General features: G+C 38.3%; 25 protein-coding genes. All 25 read right to left on the reverse strand.

The window, feature by feature from the left end:
* Window positions 1–11: 11 nt before the first annotated feature.
* On the reverse strand, window positions 12–323 hold the full coding sequence (locus ACM46_RS02685) for a hypothetical protein (protein WP_048505058.1): 312 nt from the start codon (window positions 321–323) through the stop codon (window positions 12–14).
* Between the two features lie 115 nt (window positions 324–438).
* Complete coding sequence (locus ACM46_RS02690; protein ID WP_048505059.1) at window positions 439–927, reverse strand: YkgJ family cysteine cluster protein; 489 nt, start codon at window positions 925–927, stop codon at window positions 439–441.
* Window positions 928–1,899: an ion channel gene (locus ACM46_RS02695; protein WP_048505060.1), complete on the reverse strand. Its 972-nt coding sequence runs from the start codon at window positions 1,897–1,899 to the stop codon at window positions 928–930.
* Between the two features lie 116 nt (window positions 1,900–2,015).
* Window positions 2,016–2,816, reverse strand: a complete 801-nt coding sequence (locus ACM46_RS02700; protein ID WP_048505061.1) for a CPBP family intramembrane glutamic endopeptidase — start codon at window positions 2,814–2,816, stop codon at window positions 2,016–2,018.
* Window positions 2,817–2,859: 43 nt separating this feature from the next.
* Complete coding sequence (locus tag ACM46_RS02705; RefSeq protein ID WP_157859415.1) at window positions 2,860–4,170, reverse strand: S41 family peptidase; 1,311 nt, start codon at window positions 4,168–4,170, stop codon at window positions 2,860–2,862.
* A 73-nt stretch (window positions 4,171–4,243) separates the two neighbouring features.
* Window positions 4,244–4,930 carry a hypothetical protein gene (locus tag ACM46_RS02710; RefSeq protein WP_048505063.1) on the reverse strand — a complete coding sequence of 229 codons (687 nt, stop codon included), beginning with the start codon at window positions 4,928–4,930 and terminating at the stop codon, window positions 4,244–4,246.
* A complete protein-coding gene (locus tag ACM46_RS02715; protein ID WP_048505064.1) occupies window positions 4,930–5,343 on the reverse strand; it encodes a DUF2141 domain-containing protein in 414 nt (137 codons plus the stop codon). The genes ACM46_RS02710 and ACM46_RS02715 overlap by 1 nt, the downstream gene beginning before the upstream one ends.
* Window positions 5,344–5,388: 45 nt before the next feature.
* Window positions 5,389–7,584, reverse strand: a complete 2,196-nt coding sequence (locus ACM46_RS02720) for a TonB-dependent receptor (protein ID WP_048505065.1) — start codon at window positions 7,582–7,584, stop codon at window positions 5,389–5,391.
* A gap of 2 nt (window positions 7,585–7,586) precedes the next feature.
* Window positions 7,587–8,636: an LpxL/LpxP family acyltransferase gene (locus ACM46_RS02725; RefSeq protein ID WP_048505066.1), complete on the reverse strand. Its 1,050-nt coding sequence runs from the start codon at window positions 8,634–8,636 to the stop codon at window positions 7,587–7,589.
* A complete protein-coding gene (locus ACM46_RS02730) occupies window positions 8,626–9,378 on the reverse strand; it encodes an alpha/beta fold hydrolase (protein WP_048505067.1) in 753 nt (250 codons plus the stop codon). Before ACM46_RS02730 ends, ACM46_RS02725 begins: the two co-directional genes overlap by 11 nt.
* A complete protein-coding gene (locus ACM46_RS02735; RefSeq protein WP_048505068.1) occupies window positions 9,368–10,579 on the reverse strand; it encodes an arginase family protein in 1,212 nt (403 codons plus the stop codon). Before ACM46_RS02735 ends, ACM46_RS02730 begins: the two co-directional genes overlap by 11 nt.
* Before the next feature lies 1 nt (window position 10,580).
* Window positions 10,581–11,759 carry a M50 family metallopeptidase gene (locus ACM46_RS02740; protein WP_048505069.1) on the reverse strand — a complete coding sequence of 393 codons (1,179 nt, stop codon included), beginning with the start codon at window positions 11,757–11,759 and terminating at the stop codon, window positions 10,581–10,583.
* Window positions 11,760–11,969: 210 nt separating this feature from the next.
* On the reverse strand, window positions 11,970–12,107 hold the full coding sequence (locus ACM46_RS23260; RefSeq protein WP_157859416.1) for a hypothetical protein: 138 nt from the start codon (window positions 12,105–12,107) through the stop codon (window positions 11,970–11,972).
* Between the two features lie 67 nt (window positions 12,108–12,174).
* On the reverse strand, window positions 12,175–12,315 hold the full coding sequence (locus tag ACM46_RS23265; RefSeq protein WP_157859417.1) for a hypothetical protein: 141 nt from the start codon (window positions 12,313–12,315) through the stop codon (window positions 12,175–12,177).
* Between the two features lie 59 nt (window positions 12,316–12,374).
* Window positions 12,375–12,512 (reverse strand): hypothetical protein, encoded by a 138-nt coding sequence (locus ACM46_RS23270; RefSeq protein WP_157859418.1) that lies wholly within the window; start codon window positions 12,510–12,512, stop codon window positions 12,375–12,377.
* Window positions 12,513–12,571: 59 nt separating this feature from the next.
* Window positions 12,572–12,709, reverse strand: coding sequence for a hypothetical protein (locus ACM46_RS23275; RefSeq protein WP_157859419.1), 138 nt, complete (start codon window positions 12,707–12,709; stop codon window positions 12,572–12,574).
* Window positions 12,710–12,961: 252 nt separating this feature from the next.
* Window positions 12,962–13,255 carry an acyl carrier protein gene (locus tag ACM46_RS02745; protein ID WP_048505070.1) on the reverse strand — a complete coding sequence of 98 codons (294 nt, stop codon included), beginning with the start codon at window positions 13,253–13,255 and terminating at the stop codon, window positions 12,962–12,964.
* A gap of 4 nt (window positions 13,256–13,259) precedes the next feature.
* The gene (locus tag ACM46_RS02750) at window positions 13,260–14,477 is read right to left on the reverse strand and encodes a beta-ketoacyl-[acyl-carrier-protein] synthase family protein (RefSeq protein ID WP_173426462.1); all 1,218 of its coding nucleotides are present in this window, start codon (window positions 14,475–14,477) and stop codon (window positions 13,260–13,262) included.
* Between the two features lie 46 nt (window positions 14,478–14,523).
* Window positions 14,524–15,270, reverse strand: a complete 747-nt coding sequence (locus ACM46_RS02755; RefSeq protein WP_048505072.1) for an SDR family NAD(P)-dependent oxidoreductase — start codon at window positions 15,268–15,270, stop codon at window positions 14,524–14,526.
* The gene (locus ACM46_RS02760; protein WP_048505073.1) at window positions 15,267–16,451 is read right to left on the reverse strand and encodes a beta-ketoacyl synthase N-terminal-like domain-containing protein; all 1,185 of its coding nucleotides are present in this window, start codon (window positions 16,449–16,451) and stop codon (window positions 15,267–15,269) included. Before ACM46_RS02760 ends, ACM46_RS02755 begins: the two co-directional genes overlap by 4 nt.
* 7 nt (window positions 16,452–16,458) lie before the next feature.
* Complete coding sequence (locus ACM46_RS02765) at window positions 16,459–16,887, reverse strand: 3-hydroxyacyl-ACP dehydratase FabZ family protein (protein ID WP_083997320.1); 429 nt, start codon at window positions 16,885–16,887, stop codon at window positions 16,459–16,461.
* 31 nt (window positions 16,888–16,918) lie between these two features.
* Entirely contained in the window at window positions 16,919–17,383 is a 465-nt protein-coding gene (locus ACM46_RS02770) for a 4'-phosphopantetheinyl transferase family protein (protein ID WP_048505075.1), read from the reverse strand.
* Window positions 17,358–18,746 carry an AMP-binding protein gene (locus ACM46_RS02775; RefSeq protein ID WP_048505076.1) on the reverse strand — a complete coding sequence of 463 codons (1,389 nt, stop codon included), beginning with the start codon at window positions 18,744–18,746 and terminating at the stop codon, window positions 17,358–17,360. Before ACM46_RS02775 ends, ACM46_RS02770 begins: the two co-directional genes overlap by 26 nt.
* The gene (locus ACM46_RS02780) at window positions 18,746–19,159 is read right to left on the reverse strand and encodes a hypothetical protein (protein WP_131707529.1); all 414 of its coding nucleotides are present in this window, start codon (window positions 19,157–19,159) and stop codon (window positions 18,746–18,748) included. Before ACM46_RS02780 ends, ACM46_RS02775 begins: the two co-directional genes overlap by 1 nt.
* 358 nt (window positions 19,160–19,517) lie before the next feature.
* Window positions 19,518–21,287, reverse strand: coding sequence for a helix-turn-helix domain-containing protein (locus ACM46_RS02785; protein ID WP_048505078.1), 1,770 nt, complete (start codon window positions 21,285–21,287; stop codon window positions 19,518–19,520).
* Between the last annotated feature and the right edge of the window lie 12 nt (window positions 21,288–21,299).

Genomic DNA, 21,299 nt, shown 5'->3' on the forward strand with positions numbered 1-21,299 from the left:
CTTTTCAATATTTACTTAGACGACTTTGCTTTTTTCTTTTTCTTATCTTCTTTTTTAGCGTCAGAAGGTTTTACAGCATCTGTGGCCGCTTCTGCATTTACCGTTGCCGTAGCTACCGGAGTAGCAGCATCTACCGTAGCAGTTACTGTGGTATTTTGTTTCTGGGCATCTGTAGAACTGCCCGTCTGTGTATTCTGTTGTTGATTTTGAGTGGTCTGGTTATTAGGAGTATCTGCTGGCTTCTGAGGTTGTGTCTGGGCCTGGGCCGATACTGCGATTACGCCGACTAATGTAAACGCTGCTGTTAAAATTAACTTTTTCATAATGTAATATTTTAAATGGTTGTTTAAATTAAACGCCTCATCTTTTATTAAATTATGTGTAAGAGTCTTATTTAACGGACTTTATAATTATTTAAGAGATTTTACAAACTCAGGTTTACTTTGAAATATTCTTCATCATTTTCTCTACAAATTCAAATGCAGCCGGACAGATCACGGTATTTTTCAGCATCAGATTGTTGATCTGGTAGATCTTCTTGCGGTCTGTGTGAGGGTATTCTCTACAGGCTTTTGGCCTTACTTCATAAATAGAACAGGTATTGTCTTGATTAAGAAAAAAACAGGGAAGATGCTGAAGCACTTTATCATTATCTTCATCTACTCTTAAAAACTTCGATTCAAAATCAGCCTGCTTCATGCGGAGGTGTTTGGAGATCCGCTCAATATCTTTTTCTGTATATAAAGGTCCCGTTGTTTTGCAGCAATTGGCACACTGAAGGCAGTCTATTTCATCAAAAACTTCATCGTGGGTCTCCTGAACTATATAATCGAGGTTCTTGGGCGGCTTCTTTTTCAAACCGTCCAGGAACTTTTTATGTTCTTTCTGCTTCTGTACCGCCTGCTTTTTATAGAGGTCTAAATCCATTTATTCATTATTTCCGGTTGTGGCCGGAAGATCTGTTTTTTGATATTCGTTAATTTTATCCAGATCCAGTATCGTGGTAAGATCCTTTTGATCCGGATAGTACATCGGGGTAAATTTGGCTCCGTACACAATCTCTGCCGAAATATAGGAAGATCTCTGCACCACCGTATTGGAGAAAACCTCATCAAATGCCCGGACCTGAACAATAATTTCAATCCGTGTATTCTTAAAATCATCTTCCGTAAAACCGTAAAACGGTGAATCTTCTTTTATCTCATGAACAACCGTCCAGTTCAGTGCCAGCGTATTGATCTTGCTTAAATGAACCTTTAAAGAATAAAAATTACTCTTCGGAACCCCATTTTCCAACACTTCAATAGCAGTAGAAAGAATGACATCTGCGTCCGTGAGAGCATTATTCTTATAAGGAGCCAATCTGAACATTAAAGCATGGGAATCCTTGAAAGGCGCAATGACTGCAATATCTGAAAACCTGAGATACGCTCTCGGCCTGGAAAATCGTCCATAAAAAAGTCCGGTTGCAATGGCAAAGGTAAGCAATCCCAGAAAAGCTTCAAAAGTAGCGACAAGACTTGCCGTAAAACCTACGGGAGCAATTCTTCCGTAACCTACGGTGGTAAAGGTTTGTGAACTGAAGAAAAATACATCAATGAATTCATTCAGCGGATCACTTTTATCAATTCCGGTAAGATGTTCTACCCCAATCAGGTAATAGATCAATGCGAAGCACAGGTTAATGACAATGTAGGCGACCACAAGATAAGACAGGAACCTGATTGTAGACAGATTCAGCATGGTATGGTACCAGCTCAGCCTGTTGAACACATTCACGCCTTTTCTTTTCACATTCGGAAGCCCGTCTCTATTGATGAACCTTCCGGATGCATTGCTCCCAAAACCGCTGTTTTCAGTATTTTTCTGACGGATCTTTTGTCTGAAGCCTCTTGCCATTATCTTATTATTTTATTGATATCAGTTCCCAAACGCCAATAAATCAATCTTTCATCCCGATGCAAAGATAAAATATTGTTTTCATGAAACTTATCAAAAGCTTCCGATAAAGTATGTTATTTGATTTGATCTGAATTTTTCTCTGAATTGAATTTCCAGAGCGTTCTCCGGTTTACGGACAGAGGTATTTCATTTTTCAGTTTGAAACGGATGGTATACATCACAGAGAAACCAACGGTTAAGAATCTGCAAATATTAGCACCCCATGATCCTATTACCGTATCATCGAAATTAAAGACCATCCAGATCAGGTTCATGAAAGAATGAAGAATAATAGGTACCCAAAGATTGAAGCTCCATTCCGTATAAAGCCAGGCATACAGGATAGACGCAAGGAAAGTGAGGATGAAAATTTCTACAAGATCAATAATCTGCGTTCCCTGATACAGGTGTCCCAATGCAAAAATAAATGAAGCCACCGCCACCGAGGGCACAAACCCCAGTCTGACAAATCTAAACAGGATCCCAAAGATAAAAGCCCTGTAGATGATCTCTTCAAACAGTCCGGCCAGAAAGCTTTTGGCAAAAAGATTGGCAGGGTCTATCTGAGTATTCAGCTTACTGAAAAATATTCCGTACAAAGCCATAGGAAGGATAAACAATAAGGAAAGTCCAATTCCTTTTCCCAAGCCGCGCGGATGCAGCCCGATGGTCTCAAACATATTTTTTCCGGCTATGATGCGCAGTGAAATCAACAACGGGATTACAGACAAAACATACACCAGAAAATAGGACAACAGCTGAAAGTGAATATACCCATCGAAAAACTTCATAACGGCTTCGAAATGATAGGACACCACAGAATAAAGGGCGTACGAAAATACCGGAATAAGAAATAATGTAATGCTGTTTTTCATAGGTCACATTTGAACAAGAAAGATAAAAAGATTATCACAATCATCAACGCATATCAAGAGCCTTTCTCAGGATATCATCATTATTATTTAAGAAACTTTCGATATCGGTTTCCATTTCAAGATCCGGGGTGATCCCCTGTCTTTGTGTGGAGTTTCTGTCTAAGACAATTCTGTACAGCGGAATTTTCACCTCAACTTTGGTTTTTGGCAGTGTTACTGTAGGAAATGCTCCGCCATTGTTACCGTTGTATCCTCCGGAAGGTCTGCTTCCTATGATCTTTACATTCTCCAGTTTTCTTTTTAAAATAGTCACGCACATGGTGGATGATGAAGCGGTACCTTCGTCTGTAAGGATCTTCACCGATTTTATGTTATTGTCTTTTAATGGTCTGTACCGGTACATATACGCTCTTGTATCTGCATCTATTTTTTTTGATGTAAAGATGTTTTCAAAAGTATATTTTACTTTAGACAGGCCGAAATACAGCTTCCCTTTTGTATTTAAATATCTGAACAGACCACTTTTTCTATAGTCAATATCATACCAGATAGGCTCTGATACAAGATTCTGACACAGAAACATGGCAGATCTCATGCTGCCTCCTAAGTTTCCCCTCAAATCGATGATCAGATCTTCTGTATTATTTTCTTTAAAAAATTTAAATACTTTTCTGAAAAATCTTTTTGACGGGCCATCGAAGCCTGAAATTTTAAGTATCCCGGTTTTCCCTGCCATCTGCAGACTGTTAGTCCCCAACGATACCGTCGAAGTAGTTTTCGCTTTTGCGGGTGAGGCGGTATCAGTTCTTTCCGGCAGCGGAACTTTTTGAAGATCAAAAGTTCCCGCCCCGGTCAGAACGGTAATGGTCTCATTTTTCGCAAAGTATTCTTCCAAGAGAACAGAAAAATTTCTTATAAAAAAATAGTCTCCAAAACCATCTCCTCCTCCATCAGTTCCCATCATTTGATTGAGATTACTAAAAATATGGTCGATGGGAATATTGTTAATGCTAATGATTTTGCTGCCTATCCATTTTTTGTCATCTGCCGCCGTAATGAAAAAGCCATTATTTTTCATCACTTCCAAACCCAATTTATTGGCAGGGGCCAGCCGTGGTTTTGTAACTCCGGTATGGATGCAGCCCAGCTTATAAAATATTTTCCCGAGAATAATTCTATACCGGAAAAATGATATCGAATCGGTCTGAATATCCTTTTGCGCAGCAGAAATAATCTCAGAAATTTCTGTGCCATCCAGATGATCACTGTATAAAGGATGAGACTTGATAACAGTTTCAAAATAGTTCAGATCACTAAGGACATCTTTTTTTGAATAGGTTTGCGCTGGAATCATTTGCATAAAAAAAATTAAAAAGCAAAATAAAACGGTATTCCGTACAGAGAAATTCAGCTTTTTTGCAGCCGTGTTACTCATTTTTACAGCTGCAGCTTTGAATGATCTTATTGGCCACTACAGAACCACCCCATGTAGGGTAGATATTCGTCAGTCTTTTTACTTCTCCCAAATCTTCTGCAAAGTATTTATTGGCCAGGAAAAGCTCTTTACACAAATCCGGATATTTGGATTTAAGAAATTGGGCCATTCCTTCTTTGAATAAGGTATTCAGGAATAGTGCTCTGGGATTGTTGTTTATTTTTATAGCCGTTTCAAATGCACTGTTCACTTCTCCGGAATACTGCGGTCCGTTTTTCATAGGATCCATGCTTACAGCCGATAAAAACAGGAACCCTTTTAATGCGTAAGCCTCGCTTTTCTCTTTGTTATTCTTGCTCATATCAATCAGCTGACCGATATTCTGGGAACAGAAACTGAAAATATTATTTTTTTCTTCTTCACTTTTGCTGTCTCTCAGGATCAGCAGTTTAAAATAAATAAGATAATATTTAGCAGCCCAGTCGTTCTTATATTTGCTGCTGAGTCTCTCCATCATCTGCGATTCTTTACGAAGAGATTCCACAGAATATTCTTTTTCCAGATTTTCAAGAGACTTCAGGACTACCTCCTGGGTTTCTTTTTCGATGGATGAATTTTGTGCCTGCACGGCTGTGCCCGCCAAAATTAAAAACAGGATAAGATAAATTCGTGCTTTCATTATTTTAGATTTATTGTTAGTGAGTTGTTGGCTTTCACGGTAAATGAGGCTTCTTCAAATTTCGGAGGGCCGAATGATCCTCTTGCGTTCTGAGAAAATCCGTAAGGTTCAAGAGGTATTCCGAGGAAATTTTTATCCAGTTTTCCATCCGCATTTTCATCAAGGTAGGCAGACACGGAAATAGATTTTCCCTCTTCCAGATCTTTGATCACAAAGCGTTTTTTGCTTCCGTTGTAGTTCGTTTTGAATCTGGCAACCGCAGTCTGAAGAAACTTTTCCGAATTATCATACACAGCAATATACAGGGTCCCTTTTTTAGCTTCAGAAGTGGTAAAAGAAATAGATACATGTTTCTTCTGCTGGGAATGACTGAAATTAAAAATTAAAATACATAAAAAAATGAGCTGTTTCATGTTCTTGTTTTTTTTGATATTATGCGATCGGCGATCGGGTTATTTTTATAAATCTTTCACTTTATCTTTGGTAGATCTGGAACCTCCGATCGTGTAAAACACACCCAGGAAGTAGAATCTGTCGGATACCGGAAGAATCATCTGCTCCTGGCGCATTCCGTTGCTCTGTAAATCTCCGTAGTTATATCCCGCTATATTTTTGAAATTAAATATATTGGAAACCGATCCGTGGATATAAAATTTATTTGAAAACAGATAGGTAAGATTCAGGTTTACAGAATTATAGGGTTTGATTCTGGAGTTCTGAAATCCATCATTGCTGTTCGGATTGGTATAAGGTTCACCGCTGGAAAATAAATAGGATAATCCTACCATACTATTGATGGCATTCAGCCAGAACTGTGTATTGACAGTAAGGTTATGCCTGGAATAAAAAGGCGGCGTAGCCAGGGTTGGATAATTCTGATAGTCTCTTTTGGAGTTCAGATAGGTGTAAGATATTCTGTAATCAAAATTATTGAACGTCTTTTTATCGTAGAAGAACACATCCACTCCTTCTGCATATCCGTACCCGTCATTGTTAAAATTAATAGGCTGTCTTGAATTCGGTGCGTAGACGAATTTCGTCAGATCACTGTATTTTTTCTTAAACGCATCTATAAAAATGGTCCTGTTGTTTTTTTCATAATAAACGTTCACCCCATACTGCTCTGCTCTTTCGCTTTTAAGATTGCTCTTGAAATCGAAGACAAGATCTCCGTTGCGTGGGCTTTGATAGTAATGTCCGTAATAAAGGGAATACTTAATTCCGTTCGGGCTTTTGTATTCACCCCTGATTCTCGGAGAGATTTTCACATCTTTCGTATAGGAATAATAATCCTGTCTGATGCCTGCATTTAAAGAAAATCCTTTTTTGAATTTATAGGAATTTTCAGAAAAGAAGGCTATAACATTGTTGTCGATGGATCTGTCCAGCCTGTTTCTGGTATTATTCCCGTCTGCATAGTCTATAAAATAATGTACGTTAATAAATTCCACTCCAAATGTACTGTTCAGGTTCTTTACAGGCGTGAAAGAAAGCTGGGATTTGATGTGGAGCATATTGTTATCCACCTTCGATTTGTCGTTCTCGGAGAATATTCCCGCAATATTCCTTTTATTGAAATTGTAGGCTATCCCTGAAAAAAACTTCACTTTATCCAGATTCAGGTTAATGGTCTGGTTGGAATAGACGTTTCCTTCGTACAATACGGTATTCACCATATTATTTGAAATGGCAATATCATCTCTCTGATAATCAAAGGTTGTGTAATCAAAACGGTTATATGATTTTATATATCCGTTTTTAATCTTGTAGGTGGCTGCCAGTTCACCGCCAGTCATATTATAGTCTTTATTCCAGTGATATCTTGAAGGAAAGACGGCTCTGTATGGCTTCAGGTTCAGGTATTCCACCTTAGTCATCAGTGTAAGATTGTCATTAATTTTATTGGTCATAGACACATCTGCCCCAACGCTTTTTACAGACAGTTCAAGCTCCTTATCTACGTCATTAGATTTGGTGTTGAGTGATAAAATACTCGACAGTGCCTGTCCATATTCTGAGGAAAATCCGGATGTTGCAAAAGAAACACCGCTGAAAATCATCGGAGAAAAACGGCTTCTCGCAGGAATACTTGGCCCGGCGGTTCCAAACGGGCTGCTCATGAGCATATTGTTGATCATCACCGCAGATTCATTCTGGTCACCTCCTCTTACGAATAACCTTCCGTCATTAGGGTTAAGCTGTACTCCCGGATAGGATTTGATCACGGCAGCCATTACGTCTCCCAGGGAATTCGGGGTCAGGATAAGGTCCAGAGGACTCAGTGCAGACAGCTGCCCGTCGCCGTTTTTTTTACCTTTGATGATGCTTATCCCTTCTATTCCTGTGGTACGGCCTTTATACAAAGTGGTCTTACCCAGATTCATTTCACCCGGTTTCCCTTTGTATTCTTCTTCTCCATGATCGTAACCGTCTTTCTGAAAAATGATTTTGAACTGACCCAGTTTATCTGATTCTGCTTCAAAAGCAAAAACACCTTTCTGATCAGAAGAAGTTCCGAAGAGGGTTCCGTCTATAAAAATATTTACGTTTTCAAGAGGTTTATTGTATTCATCTACAACAACGCCTGAAATATGGGTTTGCGCGTAATAACAGTTTTGTATAAAAACCATTATGATCAATAATTTCTTCAACATATCTACTGATTTTTCAGAAGGGTAAACTGTTCCTGGCTTACAGGATATACATTGTAACGCAGCCTGTCGAACAGGTAAGCATTATCATCAATTTTAAAAACCGCAAAATGGCCGCTTTCAATATCTTTTTTTCCAAGCTGAAGGATATCTATGGTCTGATCCTTATTCAGAAGAACATCGTTTGAAAGGTATTTGTGAAGGTAGAACCAGGCTTCCCACTGATTCGGGTATTTTTTGATATACTTTTCAAAATGAGAATAGATCTGCCGGATTGTTCTGTCTGCAAAATCATCAATATTTGCCGTACTTTCCACAGGAATTTCATCAAAGAAATGAACATGCGGATGAAGCTTATCTTCCGAATAATAAGTGATGAACGGCACTATCGGCGTTTTTGTAAAGTAGGCGATTTTGGCCAGCCCGGTCCGTGAAAACAGATGATCAGCCAGGAAATCTACTTTAATGGTTTTTTCTTTATTGTATACCCCTTTATAACCTGAGTTTCCATCCAGATAGGCATATAATGAATATCCTTTTTTGATCAGCTGGGATATTTCTATCACCGTATTGGCTTTTTCTACATTGATGACTTTAAGGCTGTTGGTAATCTGGAACATTTTACAGAAACGTTCGTTGATTTCCAGGATGGTTTTCGCCTGTTTATTGTAGGTATTTTCATCAACAATCAGGGCAATTTTATCAATTCCGTTCAGAATGAGAACACTGATGGCAGCTTTGCAGAATCCCAGATGGCAGGTAATGTAGATTTTAGGCTCCGGATCCATTTCAGAATCCAGGTTTTTTCCCACCTGATCAGAAAACTGCTGTATTTCTGTAAGATCAAATTCTCTCAGCCTCATGGTCGTTATAATATCCAGATAAAGCTCCCAGTGATCTTCTTTTGGGATTTCGGGCATAAAGCGGCTTAAATTGGCGGACATAAAGTGAAAATCCTTCGTCTGTTCCTCTTCTCTCTTTTTGATTTCTTTTTGTGCGATGACATCTTTTATAGATTTCCTTACTTCGTATACCCGGTTTATATTATTGTTCATGGTGCAGTGTTTTTTTGATTATCTCTATTGCTTTAGGGTTATTGTTGAGTGTAAAATGTCCAAAATCTTCATATTCTTTAAAATGACAGGACGGATATATCCTCAATATTTTTTTTCTGTACTCTTTTTTCAGGGTGACATCCTGCTTTCCCACGATGACCAGGGGATGTAGTCTTTTATTCACGATCTGAGTGGTTTCCGTAAGGTGCTTCAGCTGTTTGATAATCACCTCTCTGAGATTATTTCTCTTCACATAAAACAGAAACATAATCGCCAGAAACGGATTCTCTTTTCTTTCTTTTTCCGTGTAACAGTATTCTATCAGTTTCACCGAAAACTCGTTCAGATCTTTGCGTAAAATTTCCGCAAGGGAACGATAATACCGTAAATCTTCTTCTTCTACGTTGGGTGGTGTACCAATGAGAATCAGGTTTTTGATGTCATAGATCTCAGCCAGATACATGGCGACTTTACCGCCGTAGCTGCAACCGATGAGGAAAGTTTCTTTTTGCTCAAGCTGTTCAAGTTCGGTTTTCAGATTATCTACGAGCGTTGAAAAAAGGTCTTCCGATGCTGTTTTATTATCCAGATATCCGGGATAATCAATTAAAACCAGTTCATATCCTTCAAATTCCTCTTTTACATGTACAGTATCTGTCCAGTAAGAGCTGTCCATTCCCATCGGATTCAGAAAGACAATCCTTTTTGTATGGTGGCTGTTGTATCTTTCTTTAATCAGCATTTTTGCGGATGCTATTAATCAGATCGAACATCATCTGACAAACGATCTGCGGAGACTGGTCGTTGCTGTCCGGATACACCTCAACAATATCACAGCCTACGATGTCCTTATCTGTGAGAATATCACGGATCAGTTTCTGACACTCGTCAAACGTTAACCCGTTAATAACCGGTGTAGACGTATTATTAAAGAAAGTGGGATCCAGCACATCAAAATCAAAGGTCACGTAGAATTTTTTACCTGCCGGTATATTGGCCAGCGGAAGATTATTTTTCAGAGCCTTTTTTATTTCATGGGCCCAGATGATGGTTTGCTTTTCATTTGAACCCTGACGGTTATTTACAAGACCGCGGATCCCGAACTGAAACGCATGCTTTAACCCATCCTCAAAACATTTTGTCATAAAGTTCCCGTGATGGTGTACCGTATCTGTATTTCTGATGGTATCGTAGCTGGAAGTATAGGTATCCGTATGGGCGTCAAAATGCAATACGCAAAGATCGTCTCCATATTTATCTATAGCTCCTTTGATAAGCGGATAGCTTATTGAATGATCTCCTCCGATAAAGAAAGGAACCAAATGATCTTTTTTGAAACAGGTTCTGGAAATTTCATAGATCTTTTCATACATAAAGCCCGGGGATTCATGGGTATTGAAAAATATATTTCCAAAGTCGAAAAGTTCTCCCTCTTGTATGGCGGTCATCAGCTGAAGATAGTCTTCGTGCGTTCCTCCGAAAACATCCGGTTTTACCTGTGAAGTTGCAGACAGATCCACACCGTATTTTTTGGTATATGCCCGTAAGGAATTGGCTAACTGAGAGGACTGAATATTTTCTTTGTTCCCGATTCCAAGAGGCACGCCGATGAAGCCAAATGATTTTTTTGCAAGAGGAGCGGCCATGCTTTTATACGGAAGATTGAACAAATGAGGAGTATGTGGAGTGATTTGGGTAACGATATCCTTATAGTTGTTATCCAGAACAATATAGCTTTTGGCCGTGAGTGTTTTCAGAATACCGCCCAGGTCATCATTGATGTCTTCGAATCTTTCTTCCAGCTCACTATAAGGCTTTGGCTTTTTCAGGAAATCTATAATTTCAAAAATACGGTCTCCGCAAAGAAGCTTTTCGCCGGTAATGGAATTCACCAATTTATTTTCTTCTTTATGAACGTATGGATTGGTATGGAGTGTTTTCATATCAGTATATTTTTGATCTTACGGTTTTGTATAATGTTTTAAGAAGTTTGGTAAAATAAATCATCAGCAGGGTCAGAATGGCAAATTTGTAGACCAGCTTGAGGATAGAACAGGCATCCATATTCCCTACTTTAAGAATACTTCCGAAAGTATTGATGTAAGTTCCCAGGAAATTGAAAATCGCCAGAGCCAGCATTACATTAACGCCCACTTTGAGCACTGAATAAATAATAAGCGGCAGGCTGTAGGGATTCATGTATTTCCGTTCATCTTCAATAAAGAAAGAGGAAAGAGGCCTGATGATTTTTTTCATCCAGAATCTGATGCACATCTGGTATTTTTTACTGAGGTTGGGCAGATTGAACAGGTCACTGTAAAGCCAGTAGCCGTCAAACTTGAAAAACGGAAATAAATTAACAAGCATCGTAATTCCGTTGATAATAAATACATTGTGCAGCACATGCAGGACCTGATCATTAAGATCCAAATAGGTATAAGAGCAAAACAGCAGTACACCCAATATAGACTGGAAAAAAATTCCACCCAGATTCACCACTACTCTTTTGTATCTGCTCAAGGCCCACACATTCGTTACATCCGCATAAAAAACAGGGAATATAAGGTAGAGTCCAAAGCCTATTGAATAGGTTTTCTGCTTAAAGAACTGTGTTGCGGTAACATGCCCCAGCTCATGGATGATAAGGATAAAAAATAAGCAGAGATAGGTAACAAAATATACGCCCAGGGTATTGGTACAGTACTCTCCATTCATATCATGCTGTGGCAAAAATGCCAGTTTATAGAGATTGAAAAGAAGAAAGACTACCAGAACCGGCCAGAATACATAAGGCTTGATCAGGAATCTCAGAGCATCTGCTATTTTCTTATAATGTTTCGGAAAAAGGAGATCTACTTTGTACCACATAAAGGACAGGTTGTTCGCCTTTTCTTTTTTGAGCAACGGTGTTACAATATCCGTTATACTTTTCTGAAGCTCTTCCGGGGTTGAGGTAATTTCATGCTCTTGATGAAGCAGCTCACTGATTTCATCAAAAGTATGGCCTTCCTTCACCTTCAGAAAGATGGTATAGGTTACTTCATTTATTTCGTAGTATTTCTCGTTGATAATCAACAGATATCTCCCGTTATCTTTTATGATATCAAAATCACTTGTATTCATGTAATCAACAACTAAAATTTAAGTCTGAATTTTTATAAGGCTATGTGATCCTGGTGTTATATCAATGATGATCTTATGAATTGCAGGTCACTCAAAACATTCTATCCGAAGTTTTTTTCAATCTTGTTATCTGTATCACCTATTATGACGAGGTAATGATGGTAGAAAATGTAAGGCGGAGCTTCAGCCCCACCTTACAATAGATAGGTCTTAAACAGCTGATACTTCTAGTCTAACATCTGCTCTGTTTCCATTGCATCTGTCAATATCCAAAGAAACAACAGAAGTTTCGAATCTTTCTTCTAGCTCAACGATAGAGATAGAGTTAGTTAAATTCTTGTTTTCCATGAGAATTGAATTTTAAGGGTTAATACTTAATTTTTTTAATTACAAACGACTTTCGTCAGGTCTTCAATTACTTGATAACTGAAGCCTCTAATCTTACATCTGCTCTGTTATCGTTGCATCTGTCCATGTCTAAAGAAACAACCGAAGTTTCGAATCTTTCTTCAAGCTCAACGATAGAGATAGAATTAGTTAAATTCTTGTTTTCCATGAGAATTTAAATTTTAAGGGTTAATACCAGTTTTTTTTAATCAGAAGATTATGCTCATCTTAAATAGCAGAAGCCTCCAATCTTACGTCCGCTGTGTTACGGCTGCATCTTTCAGCATCCAGAGAAACAACAGAAGTTTCGAATCTTTCTTCTAACTCAACGATAGAGATAGAATTAGATAAATTCTTGTTTTCCATGAGAATTTAAATTTTAAGGGTTAGTACCAGTTTTTTTTAATCAGAAGATTATGGTCATCTTAAACAACAGAAGCCTCTAATCTTACGTCTGCTGTGTTACGGCTGCATCTTTCAGCATCCAGAGAAACAACAGAAGTTTCGAATCTTTCTTCCAGCTCAACGATAGAGATAGAATTAGTTAAATTTTTGTTTTTCATAAGAAATTAAATTTAAATGGGGTTAATAATATTTTTAGAACCAAACATGACTTGCAATAAGTCCTTCAATGATTAAATTGATGCATATCTATATCCGTCCCATGCTTCAAAAGCATAGAGAAATACAATTCCTGAAATATAAATGAGGGTCGTTTCTGTCTGCAGAAACATTGAATTTTGAGTTTCCTTCTTCAGCTCAATGAGTACACTGAATCTTTTCCGGAAGGAAAGGGTAAGAAAAGCAGTTCCGGTTTAGTCTTCTACCTTTTCTTCTATCAGATTTCCTTTTTCTATGACCAAATCTGCCAGGGAATTAATGTTCATGAACGTCTGCTCATTAAATTCCGAAGGATCTATATTGTACTTTTCAGACAGCACGGTGGCTATTTCCAGTACAACCAGCGAATCCTGGATGATTCCGCTTTCCGGATCGTCTTCACTTCCAAAAAGGCTTTTTTCGTTGTCTATCTGATCCGGTGTAAGGTCCAGCTTCAACACATCAATGATAATCTCTTTAATTTCTTTTTTGATTAAATCTGTTTCCATATTCTTAATTTTTTTGTAATATTAAACTTGTCATACATCCACCGAATGCAAATGAATTAGAGATGGCTGTATTGATTTTTTCTTTTATAGCTTTGCGGGGGATCATCACATTTTCAGGGGTATCTATGATGACATGATCATCCGGAAGTAAGTTGGGTGGAACAAAGGAATTGTTCATGGCCAATATGGTAAGGGCAGCTTCCATAGCTCCGGCAGCTCCCAGGCAATGCCCGGTCTGGCTTTTTGTAGAACTGATGAACAGGGTATCTTTTTTATCTCCCTCATCCAGCAGCCTGCCGATCCCAAGAAGTTCGCTCCCGTCATTCGTAGGGGTTGCGGTACCGTGAGCATTGATATAATCTACCTCATCGATGGTGATTCCGCCTCTTTGCAGAGCGCCATCCATGCAATTGTACACTGTGCTTCCGTCAGCTTTTAAAGCGGTAGGATGATGCGCCTCATTCATAAAGTAATAAGACAGGACTTCCGCATAGATTTCTTTGTTGTTTTCTACAGCATGATCGTAATCTTCAAGAATCAAAAATACAGACCCGTCCCCCAGCATCAGCCCGTCCCTTGTTTTGGAAAAAGGCGTACAATGCGTTTTAGACAGGGCGTGAAGGCAGTTGAATCCTGAAAAAGCGAGTTCTGAAAAAATATCAACTCCTCCTGCGATCACCGTTTTATATTTTCCGGTTTTGATAAGATCCAGCCCTCTCCCGATGGAATTGGCGCTGGCCGAACAGGCAGTGGAAATGGTAGAAGACTGGCCTCTGATTCCGAAATGCTTGCAGATATCCCCGGTAATAGTCTGTACGGAATGGGATGACAGACTAAGCAGATCATAGGTAAGCTCCCGGGTCGCAATAAATTCTTTATAGTATTCTGTAAAACTATGTCCGGAGCCAATTGATGAGCCGACAACCAGGGCAGCATTCTTCAGATCTTCCTTTGTAAGTCCCGCGTCTTCCACAGCCTCATTGATACTGTGAACAGCACAGCTGAACTGAATGGTCTTATCGTCTTTTGAAATTTCACTCAGGTATTCCTGATCTATACAGAAAGCGGTATCGTTTCTGTAAAACTTATGATTGACATCAAACCTCTCTATATTTCTTGTACAAAGCTCGTTATCCGTCAGAGCATTAATGTGGTCTTCCTTATTCTTTCCTAAAGAACTCAGCATTCCGATCCCTGTAACTACAACTCTTTTTTTATTCATTTCGCTCATATGGTCATAATAAATAGATTACTTACCCGTCTTAATTTTATCCTGTAATTCCTCCATCTACAATGATTTCCTGTCCGGTAAGGTATTCCGGAGAAGAACTTCCCAGATAGTAGGTAACATCCGCAATTTCTTCCGGCATTCCCATTCTTTTATAGATGCTGTTGTCTATTCTCATCTTCAGGTATTTTTCCGGAACATCATCTGTGCTTTCCGTACTTACGAAGCCCGGTGCCACAGAGTTTACAATGATTCCCATGCTTCCCACCTCTTTTACAATGGATTTCGAGAAACCTATGATGGCTCCTTTCGAGGCTGCATAAGGTGAATGTCCCGGGTTGCCCTTTGTTCCCGCAATAGAAGTGATGTTTACAATACGCCCTCCTTTGTTCCGGATAAATATGGGCAGTACTTCTCTCACCGCATTGACTACCGACATGAGGTTCATACCCAATATTTCCTGGAAATAATCATTGCTGCAGAACATAAAAGGTTTCAGTTTTCCGTGGCCGCCTACGTTATTGATTAGGGCTGATACGGAAGAAAAGTCTTCTTTGTTCTCTTTAAAAAGTCTTTTAACATCCGCTGCATCTGCCATATCACATTTGTAGCTTTTAGCCGGTGGGCAGCTGTAGTTCTCATTAATATGATCTACAAGTTCAAGTGCTTCTTTGTCACTGTTCTTATAAGTAAACAACACCTCACATCCTTCCTGCGCAAATTTCAGGGCTATGCTTTTCCCTATTCCTCTGGACCCGCCAGATATCAGTACTTTTTTTGCTGTCATTGGTATTTTTTTAATAGTAAAACTGTATTATTTCCGCCTAAGGAATAGTTGTGAACCAGTGTAAAGCTGCTTTCGTGGTCGGGAGATACACCCAGTGAAATATTATGGGGAATATCTTCTACACTTACATATTCCAACGGTCTGTAAGGTTCGGTAACAAACGGAGCGATAACATTCAGGTTGCTGAAACCTGACATTCCTTCTCCCAAAAGCAATTTGATATTGCTGTAATTGAATTTGTAAGGAAGCGGTTTTAATGCCATAAATTCATATTTTTTTATTTGCCACGGGAGACACGATGTACCCAGTATATTAATGGAGTCTTCTTCTTTGATCTCGTTGTCCTGCAATATCTTCTCTATGTTGAACTCAAGCTGTTCCGCATCTCTTTCGAAAATAGTATACGAAGAGGTCGTATCCATATAAGAATGATAATCCAGTATTTCACCGTATATTTTGGCATTTCTCTTCAGAGCAGATTCCAGGGTTTCTATCACGACAAATCCGGCAGATTCGCTGAAAATATTTTTATTGTCGGCGTTAATGATGTCTTCCTGCATGGAATCACCACCTGCTGCCACCGCTTTCTTTTTCTTTTCGAGATTAAAAAGAGTCAATTCCTTGATCTCATCCACGCCTCCGCAGACTACGATATCACAATGCTCATTTCTGATGAGGTCTATTCCGTACACCACACTTTCTTCTCCGTATACGAAAGAACTTGGTCCTTTTATTTTAAATGCTCTTGAAACATCTCCCAAAACACTGTTGGATGTTGCTTTAGAAAAATTAAACGGACTGAGTCTATCCGGTCCTTTCGTAAAAAGGGTGGTCAGAAAGTTCTGGATCTCGGCACTGGGTCCCAGCGTATTGGTGATGATTAATCCGGTATTTTCCAGCAGCTCACTTTCATACAAATCCGCATCGTGCAGTGCATTGATGCAGGCTTTCATAGCAATACTTGAAAGCTGATTAGGAAACGGGGCCTTCATAGGCAGATATTTACTGATATCTATCGTGGGAATCTGCCCGAAATAAATATCTCCTATGTCATACGTGGACCAGGAATGGCCACCTGAAAACGAGAAAGCCTTATTGGATATGCTGTCTGCAAAATCCTGGTTCTCCAATCCTTTTGGAGTAACGGCTCCCCAACCTGTAATAACGATTCTCTTTTCCAAAATTCTATTATTTTAAAACTAACTCTGCAAGGCAGACTACTTTATCTTCTAAAATCACTTCACATTCAAAGGTGTAAAACCCCATAATGATGGTCTTTAACTTTGCGGAGATCCTTAATCTTTGCTCCGGGTACACTTCATGGTTAAATGTTGTGTTTTTAATTTTGATGGCTCTACCAAGAATGGCGCCCGGAACTTTTGAATATTCAAGATTAAGGCGAATAAATAATCCACAAGTCTGAAACATTGTCTCTACCAGTATAACTCCCGGAGTTATCGGGTTTCCTTCAAAATGCCCTTTAAAAAAATAGCTGTCTTCTTTAAAAAATGCCTCTGAAATCAGATGGGTATTGGGTTCAAATTCAACTATTTTTTCTACCAGCAGCATGGGCGGTCTGTGCGGCAATAGTTGCGAAGGTGAAGGAAAATTTTTCATATATATATAATGGTATTAATTTTTTATGTTTTTATTTTTTATGACAAACTGCACAGGCATACTCATCATCAATATTAATCTCTTCAAAATACACCGATCCGATATCTATTTCACTTTGGTAAGCGTTGATCAGTTTCAGTTGTAACATTTTCACCAGTGCTTCCAGCTTTACCCAGTCGTTCACATGATACACCGGCATGATATGGCCATAAAGTCTGTTTATAAAGGAATAACATTTCTCACCGATTTCTCTTTTCCATTCAATATCTACCCCAATCGGTTTCCGGGAAACAGCACAGATCACCAGGTGACGGGAATGGGAAATACTTATATAATATTCCGAATCTTTAATAAAAGGTTCTCCGTTTTTTCCTTTTTCAATAATGGTTTTCTTTCCGAAAAAAGAATTCGCTAAATCCTCTGCAACCCCATTTTTTGTTTCATCTGCATATGTATATAAGAGGTGAATATCATTTGGTAAACTGATGACTTTCATTGTGCAGCATTACTTCAATATTATTCAGCATCCCGGAATCCATTCGAGGTGATAAAATGGAGCTGAAATCGGTATTGGGAAAATCTCTTTTGGAATTCACTACCAAATTGATGGACAGCCGGTCATTTTTCATCGCCGTATTCACTTTAAGAAGGCTTGGAATGTTATTAAAGAACAGATCCTGTATTTCAAAATCCCAAATCTCAAACGGACTAAAGTAATCCGAGTTCCTTCCGATGATATAAAATTTATCGTTTTCCGTGTATACCAGATCCGAGGTGAGCACTTTGCTCAGGTCTCCGGTATATTCGTTCCCATTCAGATATCCGTTAAATACCGAAGGGGTATTGATCGTAAGACTGTAAATATCTTTCTGATGGTAGGTGGTTACAAAAGCCTCTTTTTCCAGGGAGATATTTTCCAGAGGAACTCCCAGATAATTCGGTTCAAAATCTTCTTTTTCCAAGTAACTTATCTTATAAGTAGCCACTCTTGGTCCCGCTTCCGAAGTTCCATAGGTTTTGTAGTAGGAAGGAACAGGAAAGTTTCCGGTAAATTTCAGAAAACATGTTTTTCCTACATAGCCCCCTCCTATACTTATAAATTCAAGCGTTTTTCCGGCGTTGCCAAGTTTCACATTGTAGGCCAGCAAAGTCCTCAAAAGTGTTGGCGTGATAAAAAAATTGGTCACACTGTATTTTTCGATGTACGAAACCAGATTCAGAGCAATAAATTTATAAGATGACAGAATGAGGTTTCCTCCTGACAGCAGATGCGAAAAGAACTGCGCCACCAAAGCATATGAATAATACAACGGAAGGCATACAATACTGGTGTGGCCGCTGTTTATTCCCAAAGAATTTACATTCGATCTGATATTCTGCAATATACTGTCCGAAGAATGCATAATATATTTCCTGATCTTTGTGGTTCCGGAGCTCGACAATACCACGGAAGTATTTTTAAGCGGCTGATCCATATAATCATTCCTTATTAATATATTCCCGTATGGACTTTTGTGTATATCATGCTCAAAATCAAAGGGAATACAGGAATTGTCCTGTGTAATGATTGCATAAAAGAACGGAATTCCTTCCAGGTTTTCTTTCGTGCATTCAATCAGGAGCGCACAGCCTCCTTTCTTCAGGATCAATAAATAAAGTATAATTAAATTTACTGTATTACCCTGATAATCGATCACAAACAGCTTGTCTTCAAAATCAGTCCCTGAAAAATTCTTTTCCAAAGATTCCACTTCCAATAATATTTCAGAATACGTCATCTTCTTATTATTAAAATCAAGAATCCAGGAACCTGAATGGGTCAGCAGGCTGTTATGAATTTCATTCCACAGAGATCTCATCACCCCAGTTTTTGAAGTACGTTGGTAATAAACTGCTTATACTCGCTGCTGAAAGCTTTCTGTTCAAGAGTTACAGCCTGTTCTTCCAGCTCTTTTTTGTCGTGAAGGATATTTTGGGAAAAACCCAGCCCTTTTGGAATATTACTTTCGATAAGGTATCTCAGAAATACAACTTCATATCTGTTTTCTGCGTCTGCACTTTCTACTGCAGACATGATCTCTTTATTGAAAGTGGCAAGATACTGTATCTTTTTCAGCGGACTGATAACGGTCTTCGCTCTATACGCATTGGCTACAGCATTAAATGAAGCATTTAAGCAGTTACCTTTATCCAGGTTTTCAGCCGAAGCAATAAATTTTTTGATTTCTTTTTTATTGCCTTCTCTACAATTCATTAATAGATCTCTGATCATACGTAGATATTTTAAAATTAGACATCTTTTACTTAAAGCAGGTGATTGGCTATTTGAGATTTTCCTGAAAAAGAACTTTCGTCATTAAAGGAGGCTTTCAAATTTTTCCGGAACTACTGTATTGATTTTTACAGTTTCGGGATCACCTATGCTGAGTTGCATTTTATATTTTTAAGTTTCCGTGTTGTTTCGATTGGAAAAGAAAAAATATTTGTGTGTTTCTCTGAGACAAACTTAGATAAGAATCGAACTCAAAAAAAACAATTGATGTCAGGATTTATAAATTCACGCTATGGATTTATAAATCTTTAAATTTTAAAACGTTGAATTACAGTGCATTATAGAATAAATGCAAAAATTAGGATGCCATTGCGTTTTCAATCTCTTTAATGTAAATTGAAGGTGTTGTACCCGTTTTTTTCTTGAATGCAGTCGCAAAAGCCTGGACATTATTATAGCCTAATTCGTCTGCAATGGCAGGAAGTTTATAAGATCTGAGCTTTTTGTCCTCCAATAACCTCTCTGAAACATAGTCTATACGCAGATCATTGAGGTAAGTGGTGAAGTTTTTTCCCTGTTGGGTATTGATTACTTCAGATAAATAGGCGGTATTGGTCTTTATTGTTTTTGCCAGACTGGCCAGTGTAATGCCTTTTTTAAGGAAATGTCCCTTGGATTCGAATGTATTGAGGTCTTTCAGGATAGATTTTGTAACGTCTTCAGATAAACTATTCCCGGATCTATCCCTCATTTCAACCAATATTTCCTCTGCTTCTTCTGCTTCCACTAATTCTTCTTCTTCCTCTTCTTCCTCTATCTGAGGCAGAATTTCTTCCCTCACAATTTCATGTTTCTGATTTTCAACAGATTCCATATGTTTTTTCTCAATGGAATGAATCAGATCCTGGGCTATTTTTCTATATTCCTTCTCGGTTTTCTTGGATTTATAGTACAGGTAGATAAATAGGATAAGAATTAATCCAAGTACGCTTATAGAGGCATAGAGACCTGTTTTATTATTATTCAGATCCTTAATAATATTTTCTTTTTCACGCAGAAGATTGGGGGTATCGTATTTCTTAGGAAGTTCCGTAGACAGGTATTTAAACTGCTCATCGAGCTTTTTATCCACCTTTAAAAACCGGTCTATATAATAAAGCTGCTTCTGCGTATCATTATTTTCCTTGTAGTAATCAATAAGAAAAGTATATACATCCCTCAGATCCGGGAATGTAATATTGGTTTTCTCTACGTTGGCATCCAGTTTAGTGAAATACTCTACTGTTTTCTTCTTATCGTTCAGCCCTTCATAGGACTTTCCCAGGCTGTAAAGGACATAGTTGGCATTATTATCCTCAATACTGGAGAAATAATCATAGGATTTTGAGAACTCCTGAATGGCCTGTTCGTATTTTTTCTGTTTTAAATAAGAAAATCCTGACAGATATAAATACTGGCTATTACTATATTTATTTTGATTCTTAGCAGAATAGTCCAGCCCTTCTTTAATTAAAACATTCACAGAATCCAGCTGATCACTTTCTATATAACAGTTAATCAGATTAATACGCGTCTGATTATGCTCACTTTCGGAAAGTTCTTTGGAATCATAATAGTGTCTGAACATCTTGGCCGCTTCCACATTTCGCCCGATATGGCTGTTGATATAGGCAATATTAAGGTTGGCATAGGCAATAAGCTTCTGATCTTTTTGCTTCTGAGCATGTTTTAAGCTTATAATATAGTTGTCCAGAGCTGCTTTGAGGTTATCATTTTTATAGTACAAATTCCCCTTCATCCTGTAAGCAATAGCTTCATAGGAGCTTTCTTTAGCATTTTTTGTAACAATAAAAACACTGTCTATATACTTCATGGCCTGTGGAAAATCTTCATTAAAATGAACCAGAATATATCCTTCTGCCATCTGAAGATTATTTCTTTCAAGCTTTGCTTTCAGTAAATAATATTTTGCAATGATTTTAGATTCCTGAATTTTATCATTTTCATCATAATCATTAAACTTCTTTTTCAGCTCAGCATAGCCGAATCTTTTCAAAGAGTCGGGTAATTGTTTCTGAGCGTAAAAAAAATTTGCTGAAAGCAATAAAAAAGTAAATATCAATCTCATCACAGTAGTAGT

Source organism: Chryseobacterium angstadtii, from assembly GCF_001045465.1.
GTDB classification, from domain to species: domain Bacteria; phylum Bacteroidota; class Bacteroidia; order Flavobacteriales; family Weeksellaceae; genus Chryseobacterium; species Chryseobacterium angstadtii.